The sequence below is a fragment of the Microbispora sp. NPDC046933 genome (assembly GCF_040644635.1).
In the GTDB taxonomy this organism is placed as follows: Bacteria; Actinomycetota; Actinomycetes; order Streptosporangiales; family Streptosporangiaceae; genus Microbispora.
Map to the genome: position 1 here is coordinate 28,745 of NZ_JBEYWW010000025.1, position 18,360 is coordinate 47,104.

An 18,360-nucleotide genomic window follows, 5' to 3' on the forward strand; every position below is an offset into this window, starting at 1 on the left:
CCCGGGCCGCGCCCCCGGAACGGGCAAAGCGTTCGTGCCTCCCTCCACTGGCGGTGGGGGGCGTCCTGGTCGCCCGCGCCGGGCAGCACATGTCGGGCACTCCCTGGCGCGGGCGAGTGATATCCCTCGCCTCCGTCAGCCGCGCGCCGCCGGATCACATCCGTACGGCCGTCGCCGCCGGAGGTGTCGCCGTGCCGTCACGCGCGGCCGTACGGCTACTTGCGGCCGAACCGGAAGCGGCGGGTGACGGCGAACAGGCTCGCCGAAGCGGCGAACATGGCGCCGAGGGCCAGGGCGAGGAACGAAGCCGGGTTCATCCCGGTCAGGCCGACGGGCTGCTCGGCGCTCATCAGCTTGAGGCCGCTCAGCTTGCCCAGGGGCAGCACGTCGGTGGTCTTCCCGAGGTCGCCGGTCGGGAGGTTGCGCGCCGTGTCGGCGACGGGCAGCGAGGCGGTCGCGTCCTCCAGCGTCTGGTTGGTGGGCAGCGAGCGAGTGGCGTCGTTGAGCGTGCCCCCGGCCTGGGAGACGGCCGCGGGAGTGCTGCCACCCTTCTTGCCCTTCCCGGCGGGGACGGCGGGCAGGCTCGGCGTCTCCGGCAGGCCCAGCATGTTCGGCAGGTCGCCGACGACCGGAGCGGAGGGAGTGGCGGCGGCGCTCATCGGCTGCACCGTGTGCTTGCCCGACAGCACCGACGCGCCCGGCATGGCGGGCATCACCGCGCCGCGGGCGGCCTTGTGCTCGGGGTGAGCCCAGTAGCCGTGACGCTTCCAGCCGCCGCCCACCTGGGCGCCGCCCAGGCACCCCGCGGCGGCGTCGCCGAGCACGGCGACCGCGTTGCCGCAGACATTGATCGGCGCGTTGATCGGGGCGACGATCTGGTTGCCCGCGAGGATCCCGTGCCTGCCCGAGGTGATGTTGCCGCCCGCACCGGCGCCGCCGCCGAGGACCGAGGCGCCGCCCCGGCAGCCCGCGTGGGACCGGCCGATGACGCTCACCGCGTTGCCGCAGACGTTGATCGGAGCCGTGATCGGGGCGACCACCTGGTTGCCTCCGAGGATCGAGCCGCGGCCGGACGTGACGTTCCCGCCGGCGCCCCAGCGGCCGCCGTGCTTGCTCCAGCCGCCGATCACGGTCGCGCCGCCGCGGCAGCCCGCGAAGGCGTCGCCGACGATCGCGATGGCGTTGCCGCAGACGTTGATCGGCGCCGTGATAGGCGCGACCACCTGGTTGCCGCCGCCGACGCTGTGCACCCCGCTGGTGCGGTTGCCGCCCGCGCCGCCGCCGGACCAGCCACCGGACCAGCCGCCGTGCCCGCCGTGCCCGCCGTGCCCACCGTGCCCGCCGTGGCCGCCGTGGCCGGGTGTGGAGCCGCCGTGGCAGCTGCCCGAGCCGTTGCCGCACACGTTGGCCGGCGTGGTGATCGGCGAGACCACCTGGGTGCCGCTGCCCACCGAGTAGCGGCCGTCGGTGTCGTGGCCGGTCGACCCGGGACGGTGCCAGTGACCGCCTCCGTGGTGACCGCCGTACCCGCCGTGACCGTGCCCGCCGTGGCCGTGGCCGCCGTGCCCGCCGTGGCCGTGGCCGCCGTGCCCTCCGGGGCCGCCCACCGACGAACCTCCACGGCAGCCCGAGAACGCCTTGCCAAGGACCGCGACCGAGTTGCCGCAGACGTTGATCGGCGCGGTGATCGGCGCGACCACCTGGTTGCCGCCCAGGATCGAGCCACGGCCGCTGGTGCGGTTGCCACCGGCGCGGACGCCGTCACGGCCGCCGCCGACGAAGGCGCCGCCACGGCACCCGGCGGTGGCGTCGCCGAAGACGGCGATCGAGTTGCCGCACAGGTTGATCGGCGCGGTGATCGGCGCGACCACCTGGTTGCCGCCGCCGACGCTGTGCACCCCGCTGGTGCGGTTGCCGCCCACGTTCCCGCGCCGTCCCGAGCCCTTGACCTCCGCGCCGCCCCGGCAGCCCGCGTCGGACCGGCCGAAGACGGACACCGCGTTGCCGCAGGCGTTGATCGGCGCGTTGATCGGCGCGACCACCTGGTTGCCGCCGAGGATGCTGCCCACGCCGGAGGTCTTGTTCTGTCCGGCGCCCACGCCCGCGCCCTGCGCGGCCGCGCCGCCCAGGGAGGAGGCCCGGGAGTCGCCGGCGACCGCCACCGCGTTGCCGCTGATGTCGATCGGCAGGGTCACCGGGATACCGACCTGGTTGCCGCCGAGCACCGAGTGGCTGCCGTCGGTGTCGGCGAAAGCCGTACCGCTGCCAAGAGCCATGACGCCGGCGGCCAGAAACGCCGCGGAGGTCGAGCCCTTCGCCCACGTTCGCATGATGAATGCTCCTAGTGGTTCTTCTAGGGGGTTACCTGACAGCTCGCGACGCATGTCCAGGCTGTATGAGCACAGCGGAGCCGTGGACGGTCACGAGGATGGGAAATTCCGCGTCACCCGCGGGAGCCTGCCGCCCGGGCACCACGAGCGAGGGCAGGCGGTGGCACCGGTCGCCGTACGACGGGGACCGGCGCGAAGGCGGGATCAGTCAGGAGAGAAAGACGGGTCGTCCGCCGCTGTGCGGACCACCGGGGGAACAACCGCCGCCAGTGGGGCGGGCAGCTTGGTGAAGCGCGGTTCGAACACATCCCGCGCGACATCCCCGAAGAGGATGTTTCCACCGCTCGACTGCGGGACCAGGCCCTGGTCTGCGGGCGCGTGGTCCGCGGTGGAGGGCGGAGGGAGCAGAGGCTTCGACTGGCTGGTGAGCCCGTCGACCGTGCGCCCCGCCATCGCCTCGGCGTTCACCGAGACGTCGTCCGCCGCCGTGGGGAAACCGTCGATGCTCTTCCCGTGGGACTCGGCCGCGCCCGGCGTGGGCGACAGGTCGAGGTCCAGACCTGGGGAACGGTCGGGAAGAACCGACCCGGCGACGTCATGTGAGGGTGCGGCCCCGGCTGCCCCGGCCACGGACGTCGCCGTGCCGAAGACGCCGAAGATCACGCCGAGCAGCCATCCGGCGGCGATCAGCCCGCCGATGACCAGCAGACGGCCCGGACGGGAGCCGGCCGCGAACCGCGCCATCCGGCCCCGCTCCGCAGAGCCGGGAGACGTGACGCGCACGCCGGGAACGGCGGCGGGCGAACTCGCCCTCCGCTGCTCCTGCGACGTGCGCGTCACGCGACCTCCCCAAACCGCTGATTTCACAGTCCGCTGGGTCCACCCGGTGCGGATCCGACCCCCAACGCAGAGTTACTGTAGCGGCACGGCACGTGATCGCAAGGGCTTTCTCAGCAGTAATCGAGGAAACGGTCAAGGACCCGGACGCCAAACCGGAGCGAATCAACCGGAACTCGCTCGTCGACGCCATGGAACATCCCGGAGAAGTCCAAGTCTTCGGGAAGCCGCAGCGGCGCGAAGCCGTACCCGCTGATGCCGAGACGGCTGAACGCCTTCAGGTCGGTGCCGCCGCTGAGCGTGTACGGGACGGCCCGCGAGCCCGGGTCCTCCTCCTGCAGCGCGTCCGCCATCGCCTTGACCAGCGGGCCCTTGAAGGGGGTCTCGACCGCCACGTCGTGGTAGACGAACTCCCTGGTCACGTTCGGCCCGAGCAGCTCGTCCACGGTCTGGAAGAACTCGTCCTCGTACCCCGGCAGGAACCTGCCGTCCACGTGCGCGGTCGCGATCTGGGGGATGACGTTCGCCTTGTAACCGGCCTGGAGCATGGTCGGGTTGGTCGTGTTGCGCAGCGTGGCGCCGATCATCCGGGCGAGCGGCCCGAGGGCGGCCACCGCCGCCTCCGCGTCCTCCGCCTTGACCTCCGTGCCGAAGACCTCCTCGAAGAACGCCTGCACGGTGGGCGTGAGCCGTACCGGCCACTTGTGGCGGCCGAGCCGGCCGACCGCCTCGGCGAGCTCGGTCACGGCGTTGTCGTCGTTGAGCATCGAGCCGTGCCCGGCCCTGCCCTTGGCGGTCAGGCGCATCCAGGCGATGCCCTTCTCCGCCGCCTCGATCAGGTACAGCCGGCCCTTGTCGGTGGTCACGCTGAAGCCGCCGACCTCGCCGATGGCCTCCGTGCAGCCTTCGAAGACCTCTGGATGCCGCTGGGCCAGCCACTGGGCGCCGTAGTGGCCCCCGGCCTCCTCGTCCGCGGTGAAGACGAGGACGACGTCCCTGGGCGGCCTGCGCCCCTCGCTCAGCCGCCGCCGCACGACGGCGAGGATCATCGCGTCCATGTCCTTCATGTCGACCGCCCCGCGGCCCCAGACGCAGCCGTCGGCGATCTCGCCGCTCAGCGGGTGGTGGGTCCAGTCGGCGGCGTCGAACGGCACGACGTCCAGATGACCATGGAGGACCAGGGCGTCCCTGCTCGGGTCGGCGCCCTCGACCCGGGCGACCACGTTCGCCCGTCCTGGGTCGGACTCGAGGATCCGCGGCTCCAGGCCGACCTCCGACAGCTTGCCGGCCACGTACTCCGCGGCCTCGCGTTCCCCGGGTCCCGCGTTGTCCCCAGCGTTGACCGAGTCGATGCGGATCAGGTCGCGGCACAGCTCGGCGACCTCGTCCTCCCCGTAGCGTGGGGTCATTACGCCTCCTCCTGCCGGGCGGGCCCGTCAGCGGCCCCCGCCCTCTACGTCGTACGGCTCGCGCCTCCATCCTGCCGCCGTACAGGGGTGACGTTCACCCCCGGGGCTCCGGCGATCCGCACGGGGCCGATTCCCGGTATGAAGCAGGGCCGGGAGAGTGCTAACCTGTATCAGCCGACGCGGGATGACGATCCCGCGTGAGGCACCACGTCCGGGTGGCGGAATAGGCAGACGCGCTAGCTTGAGGTGCTAGTGCCCAGTGATGGGCATGGGGGTTCAAGTCCCCCCTCGGACACAAACCTTTTGCACATGTGGAGGCCAGGGATCACCTGAGCCTCCACAAGTCGTTTCTGGGGTCGGTACGTCGATCTGAGCCCTATCTGTGAGTAGATGTCGGCCTTGTCGACCGGATCGGCTTCTTGGAGCACCTTCGCAAGGTCCCCGAGCGCTGTCACCACCGCGTCGATCTCCTCCTTGCTCATGCGGCGTCGCCCACTCTGCCTGGCGCAGTTGTGCCTGTGCGGCGACGCGCTGCGTCTGGATCTCGGCGATCCATTGGGTGACCAGCACCGGGTCGGCACCTGCTTCGAGCGCCGCTCGGTGCTGAGCAAGCTTGCGGTCACATTCGGCGATCTTCATTCGAGCCGCTTCGCTCACGCTGTCGGGGGCGTCCTGGCCGTGGTCGGCGAGTGTCTGAATCGTCTGCTCACGCCGCTTGGGTGCGAACGCCAGTCTCAGCCAGGCATCGAGGTGATCGAGCACGTCGGCCTCGCGTAGGTAGACGACCTTGGGGTGATCGACGTCGTTGGCCAGGGCGTACTCAGCCGGGTATCGGCAGCGGTAGTAGGCCTGGTCGTTGTTCCAGTTGCCCTGCGTGCGGCGGTCGCAGTAGCCGCAGAACAGCACGCCGCGCAGGGCGTAGGGCCTGCGGGTCGGTGTGGCTTATGGGCGGTGGGACCGCGTCCCCGGCCGGCGAGGATCGCCTGGGCCTGTTCGAAGTCCTCGGGGCTCACCGGCGGTTCGTGGGTGAGCCGGTCCGACCAGACCCATTGGTCGCGCGTGTTCCAGCGCTGCTTGGTCATGTGACCGAGCCGTCGCAGGTGACCGGGTCGTCCTACGGCGTGCGGCGCGAGCCAGGGGGCCGACGAGGGCGAGGCACACGAGCAGGAGGGCGGGGAGGACGTGAAGGAGGACGGAAGTCCGGGGATGGGCGGCCTTGGGGTCCCATACCGGTTGTCTGCGAGCGACATCATCGGCGGCCCCCTGTGACCAGGCCCCGCACCAGATCCGCCGCCAGCAGCGCGCACATTATGCACGCGCCCGCGAGCGCGGTCACTCCGGCGATGACCGGGGTGTCACGGTCGGCGACGGCGGACGCCGGCACGGCGCCGATCCCGGGGTAGTTGAAGATGGTCTCCACGACGACGGCACCGCCCAGCAGTACCCCGGAGGAGGTGGCGAGGCCGGTCGCGACGGTCGGCAGGGCGCCCGGCAGGACATGGTGGGTGAGCACGCGGTGCGGCGGGAGGCCGTCGAGGACGGCGGTCTGAAGCCAGATGCGCCGTGTCAGGCTGGCGGCCACGACCAGGCAGCGGCGCGGCGGTCGATTCGGTCGCCGCCGCTCCCGTGCTTCTGCCCCGGTCGCCGTTGAGGTCACAGCGCCCGCGCCGCCCCGTCAGAGCTTCCCGGGGTCGCCGACACGCTCGTAGACATCGGCCTCGAACTGGTCGAGGAGCCGTTCGCACTCCGCGACCTTCTCACGGGCGAGTTCCCTGCCCGGGGCGCCCATCCAGTCGCGCCCCTCGACCTTGCGGAGCCAGCGCCGCAGCTTCTCGAGGTCCTGGCGGATCTCCTCGGTCTCCTCGAACGTGTAGTTCTCGCGGTACCGCTCGAACTCGATCTCCTTGAAGAACTTCGTCTCACACTCCTCCACGATCTCGGCGTATTCCTTCGCCGAGTTCTCGCGGAACGACTCGACCAGCGTGTGGTACTCGCTTTCCTCGACCGCGGTGAGCAGGAAGATCATGCTCTCGCCGCCGAGTTCGTCGATGCGCTCGCGGACCTTGTCGAGACGTTCCCGTACGCCGGGACGGTCCGGCAGAACGCACACGGCCTGCTGGATGTAGAGGGCGCCCAGGCGCTTCAGCTCGCGCCACACGGCCACCCGAGCGCGTGAGGTCGTCGTGGGCACGCGGTACACGAGCTGCAGGAATCGCTCGTCGATCGTCACGGCATCCAAGGCTACCCAGTTGACATGTCGGATATACGTAATGAAGCATGTGTTTCATTGAAGCATCTGTTACACAGAAGGAGCCGCCGTGACAGGCGCAACATGGGGCCTGGTGGCCTCGACCTTCGCCGCCTCGTTCGTCGAGTTCGTCGAGGCACTGACCATCGTTCTGGCCATGGGCGTGACACGCGGCTGGCGCTCCGCCATCGCGGGCACCGTGGCGGCGCTGGTGGCGCTGACCGCGTTCACCGCCGCCGCCGGGTACGCCCTGAGCACCTGGCTGCCCGAGTCGCTCCTCCAACTGGTGGTCGGCACGCTTTTGCTGATCTTCGGCCTCCAGTGGCTGCGCAAGGCGGTCCTGCGGTCCTCCGGGCTGAAGGCCATGCATGACGAGGAGGAGGAGTACGCCGCCCAGACCGAGGCGGCGCGGCGGGCCGCCCGCCAGAGCCGCTTCGGCGTCGACACGTTCGCGTTCGTGGTGTCGTTCAAGGGCGTGTTCCTCGAGGGCGTCGAGGTCGTCTTCATCGTGATCACGTTCGGGCTCAGCGCGGCGAACATGCCCGCGGCGATCGGCGGCGCGGCCAGCGCCGGCGTCCTCGTCCTGATCGCCGGCGTGATCCTGCACCGTCCGCTCGCGGCGATCCCCGAGAACGCCCTGAAGTACGGTGTGGGCCTGCTGCTCGCCAGTTTCGGCGCGTACTGGGCCGTGGAGGGCCTGGGCGTCTTCACGCGGAGCGGCGAGAGCCTCGAATGGCCGGGTGGCGACTGGGCCATCCTCGCCCTGCTCGCCTGCTGGCTCCTGACCTCGCGCGTGCTGGTCAAGTTCCTGCCCCGTCTCAAGCCGGAGGTCGCCCGATGAGGTTCGTCAAGGGATTCGGACAGTTCTGGTACGACTTCATCATCGGCGACGACTGGAAGATCGCCGCAGCGGTCGTCGCGGCGCTCGCGGTGACGCTCGCAGTCGTGCTCGCGGGCGTGTCCGCCGCCGGAGCGGCGATCGCGGGCGGCGCGCTGCTGCTCCTGTTCTTCGTGGCCAGTGTGTTGATCGACGTGAGGAGCTAGCCGATGACCGCGCAGGCCGCAGAACTGCACAACCACCATCGAGACGTCACCGGGGGGTGGCTGCGTCCCGCCGTGTTCGGGGTGATGGACGGGCTGGTCTCCAATGCCGCGCTCCTCGCCGGGGTCATCGGCGGCGGGGCCACCGGCACCGGCGTCGTGATCGCCGGGCTCGCCGGGCTCGCCGCCGGCGCCTTCTCGATGGCGACGGGCGAGTACACCTCGGTCGCCTCCCAGCGGGAGCTCACCCAGGCCGAGATCGCCATCGAGCGCCGTGAACTGGCACGTAACCCGGAGGCGGAGGAACGGGAGCTCGCGCTGCTGTACCAGTCCCGGGGCCTGACACCCGAGCTCGCCACGGAGGTCGCGAGGCAGCTCCACCATGACGACGAGGTGGCCTGGCGGGTGCATGCCCGCGAGGAGCTCGGCATCGACCCCGACGACCTGCCCTCGCCCTGGGTCGCCGCAGGGTCCTCCTTCCTGGCCTTCGCCCTCGGAGCGCTGATCCCGGTGCTGCCGTTCCTCATCGGGATGTCGTCGGTGCTCGCGGTGGTCGTGCTCACCGCGACCGCCCTCTTCGTCACCGGCGCGCTGGTCGCCGTGCTCACCGCCAGGTCTCCCCTGTACGGCGGAGTCCGCCAGCTCGCACTCGGCGCCCTCGCCACAGCGGTGACCTACGGGGTGGGCAGCCTGGTGGGAACGTTCATCGGCTAACCCGGCGGGCCGGTGATCCGCCACCGTCCGCGGCACCACAGCCCCCTCGGCGGCGGCCCCGCGAGTCGCGGCCGCCGCCGGGAGCTCCCAACCGGCGAGCGAAGCCGTGCCACCGCTCGACGCCGTGGCCGTCATCCTCGGCGCTCCCGTAGTGATCGCCCTACCGCCGCGCGAACGCGCGGCCCGGACCTGACCGGCGGTGTGACAATGAACCAGCGCAGTTCCCGCCCGACACGACTCCACACAGGCCCGCCGCTCGCCCCTTCCCCGGCCGTCTTCCAGGCGATCGCGAACGTCTCCTCCATGGGCGACCGGTTCGAGCTCGGCGTCGGCCGGGTCGAGGTGGGATGGCATCCGTTCACCGATCTGCTCACCGATGCAGACGTCCTGGAACAGAGGATCGGGGACGTGGCCGAACGCCTGGGCACCGCGGAGGCCCGGGTGGCCGCCTCGATCCTGTTCCAGAAGCTCGCCTCCCGGCTGTGCTCGCCCCTCTTCGGCGCGGCGGTCGCCCACGGCCTGCTCGTCGAGCTGGACCCGGGACGCGTCCACTGGCAGCCCGCGCCCGACGGCGTGCTGCCGCTGCGCACCACCGATCTCGCAGGCTGGGAGATCCGTGACCCGGAACGGACAGCCGAGTGGCTGTACCACACCGTGATGCCGGGGCTGCTGGAACCGCTCGCCGAGGCGGTCCAGGGGGTCGTGAAGATCGCTCCTGGCCTGCTGTGGGGCAATGTGGCCTCCTCGCTGGCCGGGACCGCCCGCGCCCTCGCCCGCATACGCCCCGACCTCGCCGGAGCGACCCTCGGGCTGGTTCGCGAGCTGCTGGACCTGGGCCACCTCCGGGACAAGGGCGAGCTGGCGGAACCTGCGCCCGGTCACCCGTTCTTCGTCCGCCGCAGCTGCTGCCTGTACTACCGGGCGCAGGACGGCCGCAAGTGCGGCGACTGCGCGCTGGACGACCCCGGCGCGCGCCGCGACCGGTGGGCTCGTGCCGTACGGGAATCTCAGGGAGCCCGATGAGCCGTCCCTCCCCGGCATCACGGCTAGCCGGAGAAACGGAAACCGTCCACCAGGACGGCGGGAACGGTGATGTCGCCGAGCACCGGCACCCCTCCGTACCAGCCGCGCAGCGTCTTGCGCTCCTTGCCGACCGCCGAGACGCCCCGCAGCACGTCCAGGTAGCTCACGCTGAAGCGCAGATCGCGGACGGGGGTGACGATCTCGCCGTCTTCGACGAGGAAGACGCCGTCCCGGGTAACCCCGGTGACGATCCCGCGCTTCGGGTTCACGGGGTTGGTGTAGTAGAAGCGCGTGACGAGAAGCCCCCGGTCCAGCCGCCCGACCAGTTCCTCCCGTGACAACGTGCCCGGCGCCATGAACATGTTCGTCGGCAGGGGCCCGACCGGATTGGGCGCGGGCAACGCGTGCCCGGTGGACCGGATCCCGGCCCTGGCCGCGGTGCGGGTGTCGTGGACCAGCCCCACGCATCTGCCGCGATCGATGAGGCTGACGCGTTCCTTCCCGACGCCCTCGTGGTCGAACGCGGTGGGAAGCCCCGCGGGGTCGGTGCCGTCATCCCAGACGGTGACGAGGTCGCTGGCCACGCGGAGGCCGGGGGCCGCGAAAGACTGCCCCTCCTGCGCGGCGAGCGCGTTGAAGCCGCACCTGCCGAGCTTGGCCAGCAGGTCCACTACGGCGTACTCCTCCAGGACCACGGGATACTCCCCCGCCGGGAGAACGACCGCGTGATCGTCGGCGCGCGCCTTGCCGGCCGCCTCCCGGCCGAGGGCCGCGCCGTCGACATCCGCCACGTCCACCGCGCAGGTCTCGGCGTAGCCGGTGCCGCCGCCGGGCGACATGTGCACGGTGACCAGCCACGCGTCGCTCCTGGTCTGGACGGCCCGCACGCCCCGGGTACTGATCACCGCAGTGGTGACGGCGCCGGTCGTGAAGGAACCGAACGCGGCCACGCCGGCGGCGTCCGCAGCGGCGACGACCTCGCGTACGGTCCCGATCCGGCGCTCGGCTGTGGCCTCGCCGGTCGAAGCGGCATAGGCCCCCGTCACCTCCGGGATCGGCCCCGGCTCCGGAAGGCCGGGCCAGTCGTCGCTCTCGGCTGTGCTGCGTGCGTTCACCGACGCGCGCTCGACGAGGGATTCGAGTGCGGCGTCGTCCAGGCGTCCTGTGGCGGCCATGCCGTACCGCCTGCCGTGGATGAAGCGGAGACCGACCCGCACGGTGTCCTCGGCGACGCTCTGGTGAATCTCGGAGTTGGCGAACCTGGTCAGCGCGGCGCACCGGGCCTCCACGCTTACCTCGGCGTCGGTCGCGCCGTGCCGGCGCGCCGTGTCCAGTACCCGCTCGGCGTACCGTTCGAGGTTCATCGTCCCGCCCCCATCCGCACGCCTCGGAACCGTGCGCCCGAAGTGCCGTGGCCGACCTGCACGCATTGCGGCGGAAGGCCCTTGGCGCAGTTGGGATTGCCGTACATGACATAGCTCCGCTCGTCGGCGACCGCGTCGCAGGAGCGCCAGAACTCCGGGGTGATCCCCGAGTAGACGGGGTTCTTCAGGATGCGCCCCAGCCTGCCGCCCTTGATCTCGTAGGCGATCTCGGTGCCGAACTGGAAGTTCCACCGGCGGTCGTCGATCGACCAGCTGCGATTCTGAGTCAGGTAGAGGCCGTCGTCGGTGTCGGCCACGATGTCCTGGAGGCTCATGCCGGGCACCGGCATGAGATTGACGTTGGTCATGCGGACCAGCGGAAGCCGGTTCCAGCTCTCGGCGCGCACGGTTCCACCGGACTCCCTGCCGATGCGGGGAGCCGTGTCCCGCGAGGTCAGATAGCCGGTGAGGATCCCGTTCTCCACCAGGGTGGTCCGCTGCGCCGCCACCCCCTCGTCGTCCCAGCCGAACGATCCCGGGCCGCCGGGCACGGTCGCGTCGGCGACCAGGGTGACCAGGTCGGAGCCGTACCTGAAGCGCGAGTCCAGCAGGTCCGCGGTCAGGAAGCTGGTCCCCGCGTAACTCGCCTCCGCGCCGAAGACCCGGTCCAGCTCGGTCGCGTGTCCGCACGACTCGTGGATCTGCAGGTAGAGCTGGCTGGGGTCGATGACGACGGTGGCTGGGCCCTCAGGGCACAGCGGGGCCGACAGTAGGGCGACGGCCTCCTCTCCGTATCGGGCCGCGTTCCCTTTCAGGTCGAGCTCGCGGATGAACTCGTATCCCGCCTGCTGCCAGCGGCCGCCCCGCGCCTCTGGGTAGCTGCGCCGCTGGTGCTCGCTTCCCATCACGGCGTGCGCCTCGATGCCCGCCCCCACGTGCGTGAGCACCTGCTCGGTGAGGCTGCCGTCCGTCGCCGCGAAGGTCTTCCACTCCCGCTGGGCGGCGTACGTCGACGCGGTCGACACGACTCCGGGGACGGCCAGCGCGGCGTCGGCGTCGATCAGGTCGGTGACCTTTGCCTCGAGCGGGAGCGCGAAGGGATCCTCACGCACGGGCGTGGCGTACGTGCCGTAGGCGCGGGGGCGCTCCGCCAGGCTGACGCGGCGCCTGAGAGAGGGCGCCGCGCCCTTCGCGAGCCGTACCGCCTCGGCCGCGGCCCGGTCGATCGCGTCCGCGTCGTACCGGTGTGTCGCCGCGAAGCCCCACGCCCCGTACGCGAACACCCGGACGCCGACGCCCTCGCTCTCGTCCGAGGCGATGGACTCCACCCGGCCGGTGCGCACCGTCACCGACTCCTCCACCCGCCGTACGACGCGCACGTCCGCGTAGTCGGCGCCCGCGCTCACGGCGGTGTCGAGCGCTCGATCGGTGATCTCTCGCATCGCGCCCGATGGCGTGCCGTGTGGCCCCATCGCAACTCCTTCGTCTGATCCGGGTGGGACAACGCCGCCGCTAGGCGTCCCTCTCTCGGGCGGCCATATCGCGCCGGCGTCTCCAGAAGGGATCCCGCTCGTAGTAGCCGGCCCAGTAGGCGTCGTTCTGCTCGCGGGCGGTGGCGAAGTGCTCCGTCTCGGACACCGTGCGGCCCGTGGAGAGCCGCGGGCGCGGCCCGGGGCCGGGCCGCGTCAGGTAGTCGTAGGCTTCGGTGCGGTTGTGCGCCAGCATGTTGCCGCCGAGTACGGACTCGCGGTACGCGCGCACTCTGTTGGCGTCGATCCTGGCCATGATGATCTCCTCGCCCCGCTCCGCCTCGCTGAGCACGCGGCCTTCGAAGTCCACGATCGAACTGCGGCCCGGCCATGAGAACGGCGGGCCCGTCCGCGGGCTGGACCCGCGCTGGGCACTCACCGTGTAGGCGAGGTTCTCCAGGGAGCGCATCCGGTCGGTCATGACGCTCGCGCCGGTAGGCCCGGACCCCCAGGGGTCCATGATCGCCGAGGCCCGCACGAAGATCTCGGCGCCTTCGGCCGCCAGCTGCCGCGTGACCTCGGGAAAGAAACCGTCGTAGCAGATGAGCCCGCCGATGGTGCCTATCTCGGTGTGGGCGACCGGGAACAGCGGGAACCTGGCGGTGTCGTACCCCTCGCCGAGCAGGTCGATCGGCGACTGGGTCGTCTCCAGCGGATACCAGACGTTGACCTTGCGGTAGCGGAGCACGATCTTGCCGGACGGCGCGAGCATCACCAGCGTGTTGAAGACCGCGTCGTACTCGGGCTCGTACTCGAAGACCGTGCCCGCCACGAGATAGACGCCGTGGGTCCTGGCCTTCTCGGCGAGTTCCTCGATCTCCGGGCCCGGAAGCTCGATCGCATGACGCCGCTTGTCCGCGTAGGTCGCGCCGACCGAGCCGTGGATCGCCAGCTCGGGAAAGACGATCAGCCGGACCGGGACGCCGAGGGCCGAGTAGCCCTCCATCGCCCAGTCGATCATCGTGACCATCTGCTTGAGGTTCTGGCCGACGGCGCCGTCCACGGTGTCCATCTGGCAGGCGACGGCGAGGAACTCGCCGAGGTCGAGACTCAACGGTTCACCTTCCGGTTCGAGCGGAGCAGCCAGATCATGTACGGGGTGCCGACCAGCGCGGTCATCACACCAACGGGGATCTGCCTCGGGTCGATGACCAGACGGCCGATGGTGTCGGCGACGACCACCAGAGCGGCCCCCAGCAGCGCGGCCACGGGCAGCATCCGCCGGTGTGAGGAGCCGACGAACCCCCGCGCGAGGTGCGGCGCGATCAGGCCGACGAAGCCGACCGCGCCGATCGTCGCGGCGGTTCCCGCGGCGAGGGCCACCGCGCCCATGAGGACGAGGAGGCGGACCCTGCCCAGGCCGAGTCCGAACGCGCGCGGCAGGTCCTCCCCCAGCGCCAGCATGTCCAGCGGCCGCGTGCCGATGACGAGGAAGACCGTGACGACCAGCGGGACGATCAACCAGAGCAGATCTTCGCCTGCACGGCCGTAGGTGGAGCCCGCCAGCCAGGTCAGCACCGCACCGATCGTCATGGTGGAGCGCAGGGCCAGCACCTGGACGACCGCCGAGGTGGCCGCGGCCAAGCCGATGCCGACGAGCACGACACGGGTGGGATCCAGGGTGCCCTTCCGCCGGGCCACCGCCATCACCAGTAGTAGAGAGAGGAAGCCGCCCAGCGACGCCGCCCCTGGGATCATCCAGTGCGGGGCGGTGGACGCCATCGTGATCACTGTGACGGCGCCGATGGCCGCACCGCCGGTGACCCCCAGCAGGGACGGCTCGGCGAGCGGATTGCGGATGACGGCCTGTACGGCGCCACCCGCCACCGCGAGGCAGGCTCCGCCGCCGGCCGCGGCCAGCACCCGCGTGAACCGTTGGGAGAGGACACTCTGGATCAGCGGATCGGGGTTGAACATCTGCGACAGGTCGATGGTCAACGTGCCGACGGAGAGTCCGACGAGCATCGAGGCGACGAGCAGGACCACCGCGACCGCCACAACCGTGGTGTAGCGCCTGCCGGTCAGCGGCCTGGCCTCGGTGACCGAGGCCCCGGTCTCGGCGTCGCCCGTGGTCAGGCGGCGGACCAGCACCAGGAAGACGGGACCGCCCACCAGCGCGGTGACGACGCCCACGGGGATCTCGCCGCCCGCGGCGGTCTGGAGCGCCTGCCCCGCGCCGTCGGCGAGCAGCACGAGCAGCGCGCCCACCGAGCCGGAGAGGGGAAGCAGCCAGGCGTGCCTGTGGATGCCCGCCATCCGCACCGCGATCGGGGCCACCAGGCCGACGAAGCCGATCGGTCCCGCGACGGTCACCGCGACTGCGGCGAAGGCGACGGAAAGCAGCAGGACGTAAAGGCGCATGCGTCCCGCGTTCACCCCCATGGCCTCCGCCGTGTCGTCGCCCAGGGAGAGCAGGTCGAGCGGGCGGACGAGCCCGGGCAGGGCCACAGCGAGAACGAGGGTCGCCGCACCGGTCCAGACAGGGACGGTCAGCCCGGTCTGGATCAGCGACCCGTTGCCCCAGAAGAACGTGCCCCGCGCGGTCTGCTCGTCGAGCATTTGCAGCATCAGCGCGAGGGATGTGGCCGCGAGCGCGACGGCCGTACCGGCCAGGAGCACCCGCCCGGGGACATACAGTGACCGCCCCGCCAGCGCGTACACGAGGGCTGCGGCACCGACGGCTCCGGCAAGGGCGGCGGCCCCGGTGCCGAGCACGCCGACGCTCAGTCCGGTCGCGCTGGCGGCCGTGACCGCCAGGTAGGCGCCCGCGTTCACGCCCAGCGTGTCGGGGGCCGCGAGCGGGTTGCGCGTGCCGCCCTGGATCAGACCTCCCGCGAGGCCCAGGGCGAGTCCCGCCACCAGCCCCGCGAGCGTCCGGGGCAGTCGTCCGCTGAAGACGATGTCGTCCGCCAGTTGGTCTCCGCCGCCGGTGAGCACCTTGAGCACGTCGCCGACACCGAGGTGGGAGGCGCCCTGGCCCAGGTGCCAGAGGAAGACGAGAGCCAGCAGGACGAGGGCGAGGCCGCAGGCGACCGGGGCGGCTGGCCGCCGGGCGGGGCGCATCGGGGCGGGGGCGGAGGATGCGAGGACGGCGCTCATTTGACCAGCGTCGCCACAGTCTGGTTGAGCAGCTGCTCGGCCGAGGTGGGACCGCCGTAGAACCAGGGAGTCGGGTCGAGCTTGTAGGTGCGGGCCGCCTTGACGAAGGGCAGCCCCGTCCACACCTTGTTGTCCGCCAGCTTGGCGAAGGTGTCGTCGGAGGACGGGGAGACGTAGAGGAAGTTCACGTCGGCGGGCAACCTGGTCAGCGCCTCGACGCCCACCGTGCTGAGCCCGTCGGAATCGGCGTTGCCGGTCCACGCGTTGGTCATGCCGGCCTCCTCCAGGATCTGGGAGGCCAGGGAGGTCTTGGCGAAGATCGTCACGGTCGCTGCGCCTGCACCCCCCGCGGGGTAGGCCAGGGCGAACGCCCCGTCCACGGCGGTGAGCTTCTCCTTCGCCGACGCCACGGTCGCGTCGAGCCCCGCGAGCGCCTTGGCCGCCTCGGCGTCCTTCCCGACGGCCTCACCCAGCGACGTGAAGGACTCCTTCATGACCGCGAGCTGCGCCTTGGCCGGATCGTTCCAGCGGAAGGCGACGACCGGAGCGATGGCCTTGAGGCTCTCGATGTTGTTGGCGAGCCGGTCGGCGTTGCCCACGATCAGGTCGGGCTTGAGCGAGGCGATGGTCTCCAGGTTCGGTTCCTGGCGGGTGCCGACGTCGACCGTGGACTCGGCGATTCGCGGGCCCGCGGTCACCCAGTCGTTGTAGAGGGCCTTGTCGGCGACGCCGACCGGGGTCACGCCGAGCGCGAGCAGCTCTTCGGTGTAGGTCCATTCGAGGGAGACGACGCGGGTGGCGGCGGCGGCGAGCTCCACGGAGCCGAAGCCGTCCTGTATGGTGATCTTCGCCGCCCCGGGGGCGGCGGTGGGCTGGCCGGTGGTGGCGGCTGGGGAGCCACACGAGGCGAGGGCGAGCACCGCGAGCACGGTGCCGAGAAGGATGGCGGATCTGCGCATCGTCGTCTGCCTTAGCTGGTGGGGGGTCATTCCGTGTGGTCGGCCGTGGGGGCGGGGCGTGCGGATCAGTTGGGTATCAGTTGGGTGAGGTGCGGGGGAAGCAGGCGATCCCACCGGTCTCGGGGTCGTGGACGACCTTGACGTCGAGGCCGAAGGCGCGGGCGATGCTCTCGGACGTGAGCACGTCGGCCGGTTCGCCGTGGCCGAGGATCTCGCCGCCGGCGGTCAGCATCACCCGGTCGCCGTAGGACGAGGCCTGTCCCAGATCGTGAAGGACGAGGCCGCAGGCCATGCCGTACTCATGGGCGAGTGCGCGCACCACCTCCAGCACCTCGATCTGATAGCGCAGGTCGAGATAGGTGGTGGGCTCGTCGAGCAGGAGGATGTCCGCCTTCTGCGCGAGGACCGCGGCGAGCCACGCGCGTTGCCGCTCGCCGCCCGACAGCTCGTTCATCCTCTTGTCGGCGAGGGGAAGCGCGTTGGTAACGCGCAGCGCCCACTCGACGGCTTCCAGGTCCTCGGCCGTATGCCGTGAGAACGCGCCGCGATGTGCGTAGCGGCCGTTCCTGGCCAGCTCGCGCACGGTGATCCCGGCCGGGACGAGGGGGGTCTGCGGCAGGAAGGCCAGCCGCCGGGACAGCTCCCTTCTGCTCAGCTTGTCCAGAGGATCGCCCAGGACGCGGACCTGCCCGCCGGTCGGCCGCTGGAGGCCGGCGAGCGTACGAAGCATGGTGGATTTACCGCAGCCGTTGGGGCCGACGAGCACGGTGACCGCGCCCGCGGGAAGGATGAAGTCGACATTGCTCAAGATGGTGCGGCCGTCGTGACCGACGCTCAGTCGTTCGGCGACCAAGGGACCCGACATTGTTCCGCCTTTCTCATCGTCGGCCGCCGTCAGGGGGCTGACGAGGTAAGACAGCTCGCGCGAGGTGGGGGGATTCGGTTGGTAGCCCGCAAAGTAGGCTGGATTTGGACCTGTTGTCAATGGGTTCGACTAATCGTAAAATTCTCGTTGCCGGGCCCGCACGGCCCGCCCGGCCGCGCTCCGCCGACTGGATCGCGATCCCGGTGTTGAGCAGCGAGGTTCCCACAAGATTCCAACGAGGTTCCAGGGAGAAAGGACAATCCGATCAGCCAGAAATCTCCGGCCGTCGCCTCGTCGGCGGAAGCCGACGCGCTGTTCGCCGCCATGCGCCCGGTAGTCGACGGGATCCAGGCCACGTTCGGCCGCAAGTGCGAGGTCGTTCTCCACGACTACCGGCGCGTGGAGCATTCGGTCATCGCCGTCGCCGGCGATGTCACCGGCCGCCGCGTGGGGTCGGCCATGAGCCAGATCGGCCTCAGCATGCTGCGGCAGGGCGACGACGCCAAGGACGACCTCAACTATGTGACGCGGCTTCCCGACGGCCGCGTGATCAAATCGTCGACCATCCTGCTGCGCACGTCCGACGGCCACGTCGTGGGCGCCGTCTGCGTCAACCTGGACGTCACCGAGATACGCGTGGCCGGTCGGCTCCTCACCGAGATGGCCGGCGATCTCGACCCGCTGGGCTCCCCTTCCACCACGTTCGGCACCGACATCGAGTCCGTCGTCGACGGGGTGCTCGCCGAGGTGGAGGACGCCCTGGGCCACCCGCTCACCCGGCTCACCGTGGCGGAGCGGACGGAGGTGTTCCGCCAGCTCGACCAGCGGGGTCTGTTCCAGCTGCGCCGGGCCGTCCCCATCGTCGCGGAGCGGCTCGGGATGTCACGACAGTCGGTCTACAACTACATCACCCGCCTCAAGGAGGAGCCCTCGGAAACCTGA

17 protein-coding genes, 1 tRNA gene and 1 pseudogene are annotated in these 18,360 nt (G+C 71.0%); 7 read left to right on the forward strand and 12 right to left on the reverse strand.

What is annotated here, in order from left to right:
* Positions 1-215: 215 nt before the first annotated feature.
* From ABZ857_RS29370 to ABZ857_RS29380, 3 genes are all read right to left on the reverse strand, one after another.
* Positions 216-2,330 carry a chaplin family protein gene (locus ABZ857_RS29370; protein ID WP_357048876.1) on the reverse strand — a complete coding sequence of 705 codons (2,115 nt, stop codon included), beginning with the start codon at positions 2,328-2,330 and terminating at the stop codon, positions 216-218.
* A gap of 204 nt (positions 2,331-2,534) precedes the next feature.
* Positions 2,535-3,170 carry a hypothetical protein gene (locus tag ABZ857_RS29375; RefSeq protein ID WP_357048879.1) on the reverse strand — a complete coding sequence of 212 codons (636 nt, stop codon included), beginning with the start codon at positions 3,168-3,170 and terminating at the stop codon, positions 2,535-2,537.
* A gap of 110 nt (positions 3,171-3,280) precedes the next feature.
* Positions 3,281-4,576, reverse strand: a complete 1,296-nt coding sequence (locus tag ABZ857_RS29380; RefSeq protein WP_357048882.1) for a M20/M25/M40 family metallo-hydrolase — start codon at positions 4,574-4,576, stop codon at positions 3,281-3,283.
* A gap of 209 nt (positions 4,577-4,785) precedes the next feature.
* Here ABZ857_RS29380 and ABZ857_RS29385 point away from each other — a divergent pair.
* Positions 4,786-4,871 (forward strand) — tRNA-Leu (locus ABZ857_RS29385).
* Positions 4,872-5,056: 185 nt separating this feature from the next.
* Positions 5,057-5,353: a hypothetical protein gene (locus ABZ857_RS29390; protein WP_357049204.1), complete on the forward strand. Its 297-nt coding sequence runs from the start codon at positions 5,057-5,059 to the stop codon at positions 5,351-5,353.
* 45 nt (positions 5,354-5,398) lie between these two features.
* On the opposite strand, the pseudogene ABZ857_RS29395 reads toward ABZ857_RS29390, so the two are convergent.
* The 3 genes and pseudogenes from ABZ857_RS29395 to ABZ857_RS29405 all read right to left on the reverse strand — a co-directional run.
* Positions 5,399-5,482: pseudogene (locus tag ABZ857_RS29395) on the reverse strand (hypothetical protein); the annotation flags it as partial.
* A gap of 343 nt (positions 5,483-5,825) precedes the next feature.
* On the reverse strand, positions 5,826-6,158 hold the full coding sequence (locus tag ABZ857_RS29400; protein WP_357048885.1) for an ABC transporter permease subunit: 333 nt from the start codon (positions 6,156-6,158) through the stop codon (positions 5,826-5,828).
* 93 nt (positions 6,159-6,251) lie between these two features.
* Complete coding sequence (locus ABZ857_RS29405) at positions 6,252-6,806, reverse strand: Chromate resistance protein ChrB (protein ID WP_357048888.1); 555 nt, start codon at positions 6,804-6,806, stop codon at positions 6,252-6,254.
* Positions 6,807-6,894: 88 nt separating this feature from the next.
* Between ABZ857_RS29405 and ABZ857_RS29410 the strand changes: the two genes are divergently transcribed.
* The 4 genes from ABZ857_RS29410 to ABZ857_RS29425 all read left to right on the forward strand — a co-directional run bounded on the left by ABZ857_RS29410 (position 6,895) and on the right by ABZ857_RS29425 (position 9,602).
* Positions 6,895-7,665, forward strand: coding sequence for a hypothetical protein (locus ABZ857_RS29410; protein WP_357048891.1), 771 nt, complete (start codon positions 6,895-6,897; stop codon positions 7,663-7,665).
* Entirely contained in the window at positions 7,662-7,868 is a 207-nt protein-coding gene (locus ABZ857_RS29415) for a hypothetical protein (RefSeq protein WP_357048893.1), read from the forward strand. Before ABZ857_RS29410 ends, ABZ857_RS29415 begins: the two co-directional genes overlap by 4 nt.
* Before the next feature lie 3 nt (positions 7,869-7,871).
* Positions 7,872-8,579, forward strand: a complete 708-nt coding sequence (locus ABZ857_RS29420; RefSeq protein WP_357048896.1) for a VIT1/CCC1 transporter family protein — start codon at positions 7,872-7,874, stop codon at positions 8,577-8,579.
* A gap of 207 nt (positions 8,580-8,786) precedes the next feature.
* Complete coding sequence (locus ABZ857_RS29425; RefSeq protein WP_357048899.1) at positions 8,787-9,602, forward strand: (2Fe-2S)-binding protein; 816 nt, start codon at positions 8,787-8,789, stop codon at positions 9,600-9,602.
* A 23-nt stretch (positions 9,603-9,625) separates the two neighbouring features.
* Here ABZ857_RS29425 and ABZ857_RS29430 read toward each other — a convergent pair whose 3' ends face one another.
* From ABZ857_RS29430 to ABZ857_RS29455, 6 genes are all read right to left on the reverse strand, one after another.
* Complete coding sequence (locus ABZ857_RS29430) at positions 9,626-10,966, reverse strand: TldD/PmbA family protein (protein WP_357048902.1); 1,341 nt, start codon at positions 10,964-10,966, stop codon at positions 9,626-9,628.
* Positions 10,963-12,438 (reverse strand): TldD/PmbA family protein, encoded by a 1,476-nt coding sequence (locus tag ABZ857_RS29435; RefSeq protein WP_357048905.1) that lies wholly within the window; start codon positions 12,436-12,438, stop codon positions 10,963-10,965. Before ABZ857_RS29435 ends, ABZ857_RS29430 begins: the two co-directional genes overlap by 4 nt.
* A gap of 40 nt (positions 12,439-12,478) precedes the next feature.
* Complete coding sequence (locus ABZ857_RS29440; RefSeq protein ID WP_357048908.1) at positions 12,479-13,549, reverse strand: nitrilase-related carbon-nitrogen hydrolase; 1,071 nt, start codon at positions 13,547-13,549, stop codon at positions 12,479-12,481.
* The gene (locus tag ABZ857_RS29445; protein WP_357048911.1) at positions 13,546-15,594 is read right to left on the reverse strand and encodes an iron ABC transporter permease; all 2,049 of its coding nucleotides are present in this window, start codon (positions 15,592-15,594) and stop codon (positions 13,546-13,548) included. Before ABZ857_RS29445 ends, ABZ857_RS29440 begins: the two co-directional genes overlap by 4 nt.
* Positions 15,591-16,553 carry an iron-siderophore ABC transporter substrate-binding protein gene (locus ABZ857_RS29450; RefSeq protein WP_357048914.1) on the reverse strand — a complete coding sequence of 321 codons (963 nt, stop codon included), beginning with the start codon at positions 16,551-16,553 and terminating at the stop codon, positions 15,591-15,593. The genes ABZ857_RS29445 and ABZ857_RS29450 overlap by 4 nt, the downstream gene beginning before the upstream one ends.
* Positions 16,554-16,629: 76 nt before the next feature.
* Complete coding sequence (locus tag ABZ857_RS29455) at positions 16,630-17,418, reverse strand: ABC transporter ATP-binding protein (RefSeq protein ID WP_357048917.1); 789 nt, start codon at positions 17,416-17,418, stop codon at positions 16,630-16,632.
* Positions 17,419-17,742: 324 nt separating this feature from the next.
* On the opposite strand from ABZ857_RS29455, the gene ABZ857_RS29460 reads away from it, so the two are divergent.
* A complete protein-coding gene (locus ABZ857_RS29460) occupies positions 17,743-18,360 on the forward strand; it encodes a PAS domain-containing protein (RefSeq protein ID WP_357048920.1) in 618 nt (205 codons plus the stop codon).